Origin of the sequence: Pseudomonas sp. (genome assembly GCF_037994325.1) — a bacterium.
Lineage (GTDB): Bacteria > Pseudomonadota > Gammaproteobacteria > Pseudomonadales > Pseudomonadaceae > Aquipseudomonas.
In genome coordinates this window covers 1-11,015 of the sequence record NZ_JBBNAH010000708.1, presented here as the reverse complement: position 1 = coordinate 11,015, position 11,015 = coordinate 1, and the positions used below count along the sequence as shown (strand labels likewise).

Here is an 11,015-nt window from a genome sequence, read left to right as displayed (position 1 = left end):
ACCTACAGAGAACCTTCGAACCGTAGGTTGCGGTTGAGCGCAGCGAAGCCCAACAAACGCTCTCAAAAAAATTGATTACCTGGGCGGGAAAGGCCGAGGTGTTCACGCAAGGTTGTGCCCTGGTACTGACTGCGAAACAGCCCTCTGCGTTGCAGTTCGGGCACTACGTAGTTGGCGACGTCCTCCAGGCCTGCGGGCAAATGCGGCACCAGCACGTTAAAGCCGTCTGCCGCGCGGCCTTCAAACCAGGCTTGCAGCTCGTCGGCAATCTCGCTGGCGGTGCCGATCAGGCTGTAGTGCCCTCGCCCACCGGCAATACGCCGGCCCAGTTGCGCCAGGGTCAGGTTTTCCGCGCCGGCCAGTTCGGTGAGCAGTTTCTGCCGGCTTTGCTGGCCGTTTTCGGTCAGCGGCAAATCGGGCAGCGGACCATCAAGTGGGTAGCCCGACAGGTCAAAGTTGCCGAGCATGCGGCCAAGCAAAGCCACGCCCACTTGCGGCTCGACCAATTCCTGGAATTGCTCGAACTTTTCCCGCGCCTCTTGGTTGCTTTGCCCAACCACAATAAAGACGCCAGGCATGATTTTTAGCGACTCTTCGCTGCGCCCAAACTTGCCCAGGCGGCCTTTTAGGTCGGCGTAAAACGCTTGCGCTTTGGCCAGCGAGGTTTGCGCGGTAAACACCACTTCGGCAGTTTCGGCGGCCAGTTCGCGGCCGGTTTCCGACGAGCCGGCCTGCACGATCACCGGCCGGCCTTGTGGTGAACGGGCGACGTTAAGCGGGCCTTGGACTTTGAAGTGTTCGCCGCTGTGGTTAAGCACGTGCAGCTTGGCGGGGTCGTAGAACTGCCCGGCTTGTTTATCACGCAGAAAAGCGTCGTCGGCCCAGCTGTCCCACAGGCCGGTGACCACCTGATGGAATTCGCGGGCACGGGCGTAACGCTCGGCATGGGGAATATGGGCGTCGCGGCCGAAGTTATAGGCCTCGGCGGCGGCGTCGGAGGTCACCAGGTTCCAGCCGGAGCGGCCACCGGACAGGTGATCGAGCGAGGCGAATTTGCGCGCCACATGGTAGGGCTCGTTGTAGCTGGTGGTGACGGTGCTGATCAGGCCAATGCGCTCAGTTACCGCGCTTAAGGCCGAGAGCAAGGTCAGCGGTTCGAAGTACACCGAACGTGAGGTGTGGCTGGCGATAGCGTCGGTGGAGGCCGCCACGCTATCGGCAACAAAAATGGCGTCAAAGCAGGCCGCTTCAGCGATCTGTGCGGTGCGTTTGTAGCTGGCGAAATCCAGCGGATTGGCCTGTACGTCGGGGTGCCGCCAGGCGGCGATATGGTGCCCGCCGGCCATTAGAAACGCGCCGAGGCTTAGTTGACGGGGGTGTTGGCTCATAACATCGGTACCTGATCTGACGGAAAAGCCGTGTGGCCAATTCTACGGTGGCGCTTACGGGGTGTTGCACGTAGGTTGGGTTGAACGCAGTGAGGCCCAACAGGCCGGCCAAAGGCCGGCGCTTATCGGTCCAAGCTTTTATGTGGGCGACCCACGTTGGGCTTCGCTCACGCTCAACCCAACCTACGCCACTGGGTCCCCGCCTACGCGGGGACGACGGTGGTTTAGAAGTCCTTACGCACCTCTACGCCAAAGTAACGTTCGTCATCGCGTGGCACAGAGCGGTACACGTAGTTGGTGCCGCTGTAGGCCAGGCCGTTGGAGTAGCTTTTGTCGGCGAGGTTTTTACCCAGCAGCGCGACGCGCCAGCCTTCGTTGTAGTTGGCCAGGGCAACGCTGGCGTTCCAAATGCCGTAGGCGCCTTGGATGGTGTCGGCGTTTTGGTCGAGGCTGTATTGCACTTGGTCTTGCCAGGCGTAGTCGGTGCTCAGCTCGATATCCAGGCCGTTGTCCAGCGGAATGGTGTAGTCGCCGCGTACGTAGGTTTTCCAGTCCGGGCTAAAGGGCAGCGGTTTGCCGTTGATGTCGCAGGTGGCCGCCGCGCCTGGCGGGCAGGTGAATTCGTCGACACGGGCTTTGGTGTAGGCCAGCGCGCCGGACAATTTCAGTTGGCTGGTGGCCTGGAAGGCGACGTCCAATTCCACGCCTTCGCTTTTCACGCTACCGGCGTTGATCAAGCGGGTTACCACGGCACCGGCGACCACGTCGTAGAAGTTGGCTTGGTAGTTGTCGTACTCGGTGTGGAAGGCCGCCAGGTTGGCGGTCAGGCGATTATTAAACGCCGTGCTCTTTAAACCCACTTCCCAGGAGTTGGAGGTTTCCGGTTTCAGCGCTTCGGTATCGCGGGCGGCCATGTTGAAGAACACGTTGTAGGCCGGGCCTTTGTAGCCGCGCGAATAGGTGATGTAGCTGGTCAGGTTGTCGTTGATGTCGTACTGGAAACCGGCGCGGCCGGTGAAGCCATCTTCGTCCACCGAACCGGAGCTGGCGTAGCTGGGTTGAATGCCAGAAGCCGCTGCGGTGGAAACACGCTGGTGTTTGTATTCCAGGTCGTCGTGGGTCCAACGCAGACCGAGAATGCCGCGAAAATCTTCGGTGAAGTTAAAGGTGTTTTCGCCAAAGACCGCATAGCTGTCGTTGATGGCCTCGTAGTCGGCGCGGCCGGTTTGGGTGACTAAGGTGGGGGGCGTTACCGCACGGCGGTAGGTTTCTTCGCTTTTGCCGTGCATGTAGAAGGCGCCGAGCACGTACTCGTTGAACTCACCTTTGGGCGAGGCCAAGCGCAATTCTTGCGAGTATTGGTTGTAGTCCAGTTGGCCTTTGTCGTGGGACTGCGGCGCGCCCGGGAATATGCCGGACAGACGATCACCATCCTGGTACTGGGTGTTGTTCCAGCCGCGCCAGGCGGTAATGGATGTCAGGGTGAAGTCGCCCAGCACCCAGTCCACTTGGCCGGACAAACCTTGGTTACGGTCATCGACGCGGGTGTTCATTTCGCTGCTGATGCGGCGGTTGTGGTCGCTTGGGGTAATGCTGTTGTCGACAGCGAGGCCAAAGGTTGCGCCGGTTTTAGTCAGCACGCCGTTGGGGATGGTGTCTTTGCCCTGGGTGTAGTCGGCGATTAGGGTAACTTTCAGCTCGTCGTTGGGTTCGAATTCCAATTTGCCGCGCGCGCCCTTGCGGTCGTAGCCGTTGGCGTCGTCACCGTTGTAGGTGTTTTTTACGTTGCCGTCGTACTTACCCAGCAAGGTGGTCAGCGAGCCTTTGAGGGTGTCGGTCAGACGGCCGCCAATGCCAAAGCGCAGGCGGTTTTCGTTGCCGCCGCCAAAGTGCGAATAGTCGACGTAGCCGTGGGTTTCTTCCGGCGCTTCTTTGCTGACGATGTTGAGTACACCGGCCGAGGCGTTTTTGCCGAACAAGGTGCCTTGTGGGCCGCGCAGCACTTCGATGCGTTCCAGGTCGAGCAGGTCGAGGGTCGACTGGCCTGGGCGGCCGAGCACCACGCCGTCGATCACCGTGGCTACGGTGGGTTCTACGCCTGGCGAGGTGCTGATGGTGCCGACGCCACGGATAAACAGCGAGGTGTCTTTGTTTGAAGCGCCGCTGCGGTAGTTAAGGGTCGGCACTTGCTGAACGATGGTGGAGACGTTGTTACGGTTGTCGCGCTCCAGTTGCTCGCCATCGACGACGGAAACCGCCACCGGCACCTTTTGCAGCGACTCTTCGCGGCGGGTGGCGGTAACGGTTACCGCGCCAAGGGTGGGCGCCTGTTCGGCTGTTTCGCCGCTGGTGTTGGTTGCCTCGGCGGCAAAGCCCTGTTGGCCCAGCGCGGCGAGCAGAACCGCAACAGCCAAGGGGCTGCGGCGGGCGATAAAGGTGGTGTGTGTGTGCATGTTGAACTGCCCCATGTAGACCAGACGTTTGCCCATTCGATGACGGGCTTTTAGGGGACTGTCGGGTGTCTGGTCTCGCTCGTACGAGTGGCAGCTGTGTGACGACAGTCCGGCGCTTTTTAGCGCTAACATCGCAAGTATCATCGGCCGCTGATTAGACCGTCAAATACTAAAAGAATATTTTTATATTCCATAAAGTGCTTTATGAACAATCTTTTGTTAGCGCTAACAATGCAGTAAGGTGGCCCGCATTCTCCCCGCCCAGGACCGGCAAACACCGTGAGCAGCGACAAAGAACCCACCCGCAAACGCCGTGGCGCCGGCCGCGTAACCCTGAGCACGGTGGCCAAACAGGTGGGCGTTTCGGCGATTACCGTGTCACGCTACTTCAACCAGCCGGAGCAGGTTTCCGAAGAGCTGCGCGAGCGCATTCAGGCGGTGGTTAACGAGCTGGGCTATGTGCCCAATTTGGTCGCTGGCGGCTTGGCTTCGGCGCGCGGGCGCATCGTTGGCATGGTGGTTCCGAACATCTCCGGGCCGATCTTCGCCAACACCATTCAAGGCTTTAGCGACACCCTCGCCGCCCATGGTTATCAGCTACTGCTGGCGTCCAGCTATTTCTCGGAAGAACAGGAAGAAAGCGCAGTGCGCGCGTTTCTCGGCTGGTCGCCGGCGGCCTTGGTGGTGACTAGCCATTTCCACACCCCCGGCACCGACAAAATGCTCGCCGAGGCGGATATTCCGCTGGTGGAAATATGGGACTACCGCCCGGAACGTTCGCCCATGCAGGTAGGGTTTCTGCACCACGACGTTGGCGTACGCGCGGCCCGTTATCTGCTGGATAAGGGCTATCAACGCATCGCCTTTGTGCAGAACAGCGTGGCCGGCGACTTTAGCGCGCTGGAGCGCCGCGACGGCTACGCGCAGACCCTGCGCGAGGCTGGCCGCGAACCTTGGGTGTTTGTACCCAGCGCCGACGCCACACCGTTCGAGGGCGGCAAACAGGCCATGGACGCGCTGATGAAACGCAACCCACGCCCCGACGCGATTATTTTTGCCAACGACAACCTCGCCGCCGGTGGCCTGTTGGCTGGGCAGCGCGCGGGGCTGCGCATTCCGCAAGACTGCGCGGTGATGGGGTTTGGTGACTACGCGTTTGCCGAAATGCTGCTGCCGAGCCTGACCACCATCAAGCCGCCCGCCCGGCAGATTGGTGAAGTGGCGGCGCTGCGGGTATTGCAGGCGTTGGGGGTGGTGGAGTTAGACGAGCCGCTTCAGCAACTGAATTTGCTCGATTGCGAACTGGTGGAGCGCGAAAGCGCTTAAAATGCCGGCCCCACGCAGGCGCTAATCCTTGTTTTGCACATGCCTCGCGATTCTGGGTCCCCGCCTGCGCGGGGACGACGGCGGTGTTTGATAGATCTCCGTCATTCCCGCAGGGCGGTAATCCTTGTTTTGCGCATGGCTTGCGATTCTGGGTCCTGCCTGCGTGGGGCGACGGCGGTGTTTGATAGATCTGCGTCATTCCCGCACGGCGGTAATCCTTGTTTGGCGCATGGCGCGCGATTCTGGGCCCTGCCTGCGCGGGGACGACGGCGGTGTTTGATAGATCTGCGTCATTCCCGCACGGCGGTAATCCTTGTTTGGCGCATGGCTCGCGATTCTGGGTCCCCGCCTGCGCGGGGGCGACGGCGGTGTTTGATAGATCTGCGTCATTCACGCAGGGCGGTAATCCTTGTTTTGCGCATGGCTCGCGACTCTGGATCCTGCCTGCGTGGGACGACGGCGGTGTTTGATAGATCTCCGTCATTCCCGCGTAGGCGGGAATCCAGAATTGCAGAGTGACCGCCGCTCTGTGCAACACCGTCTGCCGCTACTTCGTCTCTCGTTTGGAATCCCCGCTTTATGCATGCCCGTACGCTTATGTCCCTGCCCCTACTCGCCCTCGCCCTTGGCGGTTTTGTGGTGGGCAGTAGTGAATTCATCATCATGGGTTTGCTGCCCGAACTCTCCGCCGACTTGCATGTAAGCCTGGCCGACGCCGGCCTGTTGGTTAGCGCTTATGCCTTGGGCGTGGTGGTCGGCGCACCATTGCTCGGGCCTATGCTCGACCGCGCGCCACGCCGGCAAGCGGTGATTTTGCTGATGCTCGCCTACACCCTCGGCAACCTCGCCTGTGCCCTGGCCCCGGACTATCACTGGCTACTCGCCGCGCGCCTGGCCACGGCCATCAGCCATGCCGGCTTCTTTGGTTGCGCCACCCTGCTCGCCCGCGAACTGGCGCCGCCCCATCGGCAGGCCTCGGCGATGGCCATGGTGATCAGTGGCCTGACCATCGCCAACGTACTCGGTGTGCCCTTGGGCGCCTGGCTGGGGCAGACCACCAACTGGCGGGTGACGTTTTTTGTGGTCGCCGGCATCGGCGCACTGACGCTGGTGGCGCAGTTCCTCTGGCTGCCGCAAACCGCGGCGCCGGTGCGCAGTGCTTCGGGCAGTTGGAGCGGTATTTTGCGCCGGCCGGTGCTGCATGCCTTGCTGGTCTGCAGCCTGACGTCGGTGTCGCTGTTTACCCTGTTTACCTATATCAGCCCGTTTTTGCGTGAGGTCACCGGCTTTACCCCGGACCAAAGCAATGGCGCTTTACTGCTGATGGGTATCGGCCTGACGCTGGGCAATATCTTTGGTGGACGCCTGGCAGACAAAGGCGTGCAACGCGCGGTTCCGAAGGCGTTGGCCACCAGCGCATTACTGGTGTTGGGCTTGTATTTCTTTGGCCATTTGCAGATTCCCACCCTGCTGATTTTGCTGGGTTGGGGCATTGCTACGTTTGCCGTATCCACACCGCTGCAATTGCTGTTGGTGGAACAGGCGGGCGAATCGGCCAGCTTGGCCGCAACCCTCAGCCACGCCGCCTTTAACCTCGGCAACGCTGCCGGCGCCTGGTTTGGCGGGCTGTGGCTGAGTGCGGAAATGGGCCTGCCGTTGCTGCCGGTGTTTGCTGTGCTGCTACTGCTGCTAAACGTTGCCGTGGCCTGGTGGCTGCCACGGCTTAAGGCTGTTTCTCACGATATTCCGCTGCATTGATAACCGGCTGGCGATAAACGCAGCGGCCTGAAAAAAACGTGTGGGCACGGAAATATCTGCAGCTACCACGCTCGCATTACCGTCAGCCTGGCAGAACCGGCTGCTAAAGAAATTGGCGTTGCAGCGCCACCATCAGGCTTCCTTGGTCCTGATGGAGCCTGTCATGCGCCGCTCACTGTTACGCTCGTTTGCTGCTCTGCTCTGCGTACATTTGCTCAACCCTATTACCGCCTACGCGCAGCCCGTCGCCTGGGTATATCGCATCGATACGCGGCCGCCCGAGGACGTTTTCGTCAATGGCTTCAGCAGCGGCGGAGAAGCACCGGAGTTACTCGGTCATGTGTTTTATGGCGAATGCGCCGCTGATGTGGCGGCCAGCAGGTCTGTCTGGGTCAGCACCACGGCCGACCGGGACTGGGCCATGGCCTTTGCCCGCAGGCAAAGGCCGATGCCAGGAACCTACGGGGCCGAGGATGTATGGCTTTACCGCATTCATACCGACGACACCTACCTGGACGTCAGCAGCATTTTGGCGCAGGTGATCAGCGCTGGCCGTCAGCGGCAGGATGGATACTTGCCGCAGCAAGCGAACCTGCTTGAGTACCTGATAAGAAACTCGGGCGTTGCCGGGCGCCGCGAAGTGGTTACACGGCGTGTTAGGCCAGAAAATATTTTCGCGGCGAGTCAGGTATTAGCACCTGCAGAGGGCCACGGTGACGGCCAAATGGTCCTCACCCCCCTACGCATGAATTCGGGGTACCTCAGACCCACCACTCGCATGAGCGATGAGGTGGTTCTGCAAGACCTGATACCGACAACCAGCATCCGCCTCTATCAGAGCAACCAGACCTGTGTTCTTGACTGCGATGGTGGAACCAGATCCCAGCGCAAACGCCGCAGCCCAACGTTGCCGAGCCTCAACTGCGCTGCCGAACCGAACCGCGCACGGGCGTTAATCGGCAGCGAGGACTAATACCAGAGCCTAACGCGGTACCAGTTTCAGCGAGGCCGAGTTGATGCAGTAACGCATGCCGGTCGGTGGTGGGCCATCGGGGAACAGGTGACCGAGGTGGGCGTCGCACTTGGCGCAGGTGACTTCAATACGGTGCATGCCGTGGCTGAAGTCGTCCTTGCTGGCGATGGCCGCGTTGGAGGTTGGCTGGTAGTAGCTGGGCCAGCCAGTGCCGGAGTCAAACTTGGCCTGGGAGTCAAACAACGCCGCGCCGCAGCACGCGCAGTGGTAAACGCCAGGGGTTTTGTCGTCGTGGTATTTACCGGTGAAGGCGCGCTCTGTGCCGCCCATACGGCAGACGTGGAACTGCTCGTCGGAGAGCTCCTCGCGCCAGGCATCCAGCGGTTTTTCAAGCTTGTCCATGGGGTCACCTCTTCTGCTGAAAAAAGCCCGAGCTGTACCTTTTCCAGGGCTCAGGCCACACGTATGATTGCCGCACTTTTGTAGACGCCAGTCTGTCATCCGCGTTACAGACTGCCAAGCCGCACGGCCCACTGCGCTCTGCCAGGGCCGGCCATTTTGTTCAGGATCCCCACCATGCAGGTCAGCAAATCGAACAAGCTCGCCAACGTCTGCTACGACATTCGCGGGCCAGTGCTCAAGCACGCTAAACGCCTGGAGGAGGAAGGCCATCGCATCCTCAAGCTGAATATCGGCAATCCGGCGCCGTTCGGTTTTGAAGCCCCCGAAGAAATTCTCCAGGACGTGATCCGCAACCTGCCCACCGCCCAGGGCTATAGCGACTCCAAAGGCCTGTTCAGCGCCCGTAAGGCGGTGATGCAGTACTACCAGCAAAAGCAGGTGGAAGGCGTTGGCATTGAGGACATTTACCTGGGTAACGGTGTGTCTGAGCTGATTGTGATGTCCATGCAGGCACTGTTGAACAACGGCGATGAGGTATTGATTCCGGCACCGGACTATCCGCTGTGGACCGCCGCCGTCAGCCTGGCCGGCGGCAACCCGGTGCACTACCTGTGCGACGAGCAAGCCAACTGGTGGCCCGACCTTGACGACATCAAGGCCAAGATCACCCCGAATACCAAAGCCTTGGTGATCATCAACCCGAACAACCCGACCGGCGCCGTGTACTCCAAAGAAGTACTCGAAGGCATGGTGGAACTGGCCCGTCAGCACAACCTGGTGCTGTTCTCCGACGAGATCTACGACAAGATTCTCTACGACGAAGCCGTGCATATCTCCACCGCTTCGCTGGCGCCGGACGTGCTGTGCCTGACCTTTAACGGCTTGTCCAAGTCGTACCGCGTGGCCGGTTTCCGCTCTGGCTGGGTGGCCATTTCCGGGCCGAAACACAAAGCGCAGAGCTATATCGAAGGCATCGACATCCTGGCCAATATGCGCCTGTGCGCCAACGTGCCGAGCCAACATGCCATCCAGACGGCCCTGGGCGGTTACCAAAGCATCAATGACTTGGTGTTGCCGCAAGGCCGCCTGCTGGAACAGCGCAACCGCACCTGGGAGTTGCTCAATAACATTCCAGGCGTCAGCTGCGTGAAGCCGATGGGCGCGCTGTACGCCTTCCCGAAAATCGACCCCAAGGTATGCCCGATCCACAACGACGAGAAGTTTGTGCTCGACCTGTTGTTGTCGGAGAAACTTCTAGTCGTACAAGGCACCGCGTTTAATTGGCCGTGGCCAGATCACTTCCGCGTGGTCACCCTGCCGCGCCTCGACGACCTCGACCAGGCCATCGGACGCATCGGTAACTTCCTCAAGACCTACAGCCAATAAGGCACCTGCCGAATATGGATCTGCAGATCGACGACTTCTATAAAGACGCGGCAGCCGGCCTTCTGCTGCTGTACCAGGCCTTCCCACGCAAGGTCGGCCTGTATGTGGAAGACCTGATTGGCCGTGAGGAGCCGGACGAATTCGGCCTGCCGAGCAAACGCCACCAAGCGTGCCTGGGCGCGCTGCTGTGGCTGGCTGATGAAGGTTATCTGCGCTACGAGTCGACCATTCATTACGACGCGCTGGACCAAGCGGTGCTGAGCGAAAAAGGCTTTCTGCGCCTGTCGCGCGGCGTACCCCATGCCCTGCCCGAAGGTGATGCGCTGCCACCCAGCGTACGCCGCGTGCATGCCACCCTCGCCCACCAGCTTCGCGAAGCCATTCACCAGCAGCACAGCGAGCGCATCGCCAGGCTGACCCGCCTGCTGTTCACCAGCAGCTTGAATGGCACAAACGACACAGTTTGAAATAGTCGCCGAGTTGTATAGCGCGGGGGGCCGCCCTTATATACCCCGCACTAGTCGTATGTCTTTTGCTCAAAGGAGAGTCTTCACACCATGATGCGCATTCTGTTGTTCATGGCCACCAACCTGGCGGTTCTGCTTATCGCCAGCATCACCCTGAAACTGCTTGGGGTGGATCGCTTCACTGGCCAGAATTACACCAGCCTGCTGGTCTTCTGCGCCGTATTCGGTTTCGCCGGTTCCTTGGTTTCGCTGTTCCTGTCCAAGTGGATGGCGAAGATGAGTACCGGTACCCAGATCATCAGCCAGCCGCGCACCCGTCACGAACAGTGGCTGCTGCAAACCGTTGAAGAGCTGTCGCGCAACGCCGGTATCAAAATGCCGGAAGTCGGTATTTTCCCGGCCTACGAATCCAACGCCTTCGCCACCGGCTGGAACCGCAACGATGCCTTGGTCGCGGTCAGTCAGGGCCTGCTGGAGCGTTTCTCCCCCGATGAAGTGAAAGCCGTACTGGCCCACGAAATCGGCCACGTTGCTAACGGCGACATGGTGACCCTGGCGTTGATTCAAGGCGTGGTGAACACCTTTGTGATGTTCTTCGCGCGGATCTTCGGCAACTTCGTCGACAAGGTCATTTTGAAAAACGAAGAAGGCAACGGCATCGGTTTCTACATCGCCACCTTCTTTGCCGAAATGGTGCTGGGTATTCTGGCCAGCGTGATCGTGATGTGGTTCTCCCGTCGCCGCGAATTCCGCGCTGACGAAGCCGGTGCCCGCCTGGCCGGTACCAGCGCCATGATCGGCGCCCTGCAACGCCTGCGCTCGGAACAAGGCGTGCCGGTACATATGCCGGAAACCATGAGCG

Annotated in this window: 9 protein-coding genes; 6 read left to right on the top strand and 3 right to left on the bottom strand. The window is 60.4% G+C overall.

Annotation, left to right across the window (positions count from 1 at the left end):
• Positions 1 to 62 precede the first annotated feature (62 nt).
• Both AAAB16_RS23445 and AAAB16_RS23440 read right to left on the bottom strand, forming a co-directional pair.
• Positions 63 to 1,388: an LLM class flavin-dependent oxidoreductase gene (locus tag AAAB16_RS23445; protein WP_340665510.1), complete on the bottom strand. Its 1,326-nt coding sequence runs from the start codon at positions 1,386 to 1,388 to the stop codon at positions 63 to 65.
• Positions 1,389 to 1,612: 224 nt separating this feature from the next.
• Entirely contained in the window at positions 1,613 to 3,841 is a 2,229-nt protein-coding gene (locus AAAB16_RS23440; RefSeq protein ID WP_340665509.1) for a TonB-dependent receptor, read from the bottom strand.
• Between the two features lie 279 nt (positions 3,842 to 4,120).
• Here AAAB16_RS23440 and AAAB16_RS23435 point away from each other — a divergent pair, with 279 nt between their 5' ends.
• From AAAB16_RS23435 to AAAB16_RS23425, 3 genes are all read left to right on the top strand, one after another.
• On the top strand, positions 4,121 to 5,167 hold the full coding sequence (locus tag AAAB16_RS23435; protein ID WP_340665508.1) for a LacI family DNA-binding transcriptional regulator: 1,047 nt from the start codon (positions 4,121 to 4,123) through the stop codon (positions 5,165 to 5,167).
• 579 nt (positions 5,168 to 5,746) lie between these two features.
• Positions 5,747 to 6,925: an MFS transporter gene (locus AAAB16_RS23430; protein ID WP_340665507.1), complete on the top strand. Its 1,179-nt coding sequence runs from the start codon at positions 5,747 to 5,749 to the stop codon at positions 6,923 to 6,925.
• A 163-nt stretch (positions 6,926 to 7,088) separates the two neighbouring features.
• Positions 7,089 to 7,898: a hypothetical protein gene (locus AAAB16_RS23425; RefSeq protein ID WP_340665506.1), complete on the top strand. Its 810-nt coding sequence runs from the start codon at positions 7,089 to 7,091 to the stop codon at positions 7,896 to 7,898.
• A 9-nt stretch (positions 7,899 to 7,907) separates the two neighbouring features.
• Here the strand turns inward: AAAB16_RS23425 and msrB are convergent, their stop codons facing one another.
• Positions 7,908 to 8,300: a peptide-methionine (R)-S-oxide reductase MsrB gene (gene msrB / locus AAAB16_RS23420; protein WP_340665505.1), complete on the bottom strand. Its 393-nt coding sequence runs from the start codon at positions 8,298 to 8,300 to the stop codon at positions 7,908 to 7,910.
• Between the two features lie 174 nt (positions 8,301 to 8,474).
• On the opposite strand from msrB, the gene AAAB16_RS23415 reads away from it, so the two are divergent.
• The 3 genes from AAAB16_RS23415 to htpX all read left to right on the top strand — a co-directional run.
• On the top strand, positions 8,475 to 9,686 hold the full coding sequence (locus tag AAAB16_RS23415; RefSeq protein WP_110614354.1) for a pyridoxal phosphate-dependent aminotransferase: 1,212 nt from the start codon (positions 8,475 to 8,477) through the stop codon (positions 9,684 to 9,686).
• A 14-nt stretch (positions 9,687 to 9,700) separates the two neighbouring features.
• The gene (locus AAAB16_RS23410) at positions 9,701 to 10,153 is read left to right on the top strand and encodes a hypothetical protein (protein ID WP_340665504.1); all 453 of its coding nucleotides are present in this window, start codon (positions 9,701 to 9,703) and stop codon (positions 10,151 to 10,153) included.
• Between the two features lie 90 nt (positions 10,154 to 10,243).
• The coding region (htpX, locus tag AAAB16_RS23405; protein ID WP_340665503.1) for a protease HtpX at positions 10,244 to 11,015 on the top strand (772 nt) is incomplete at its 3' end.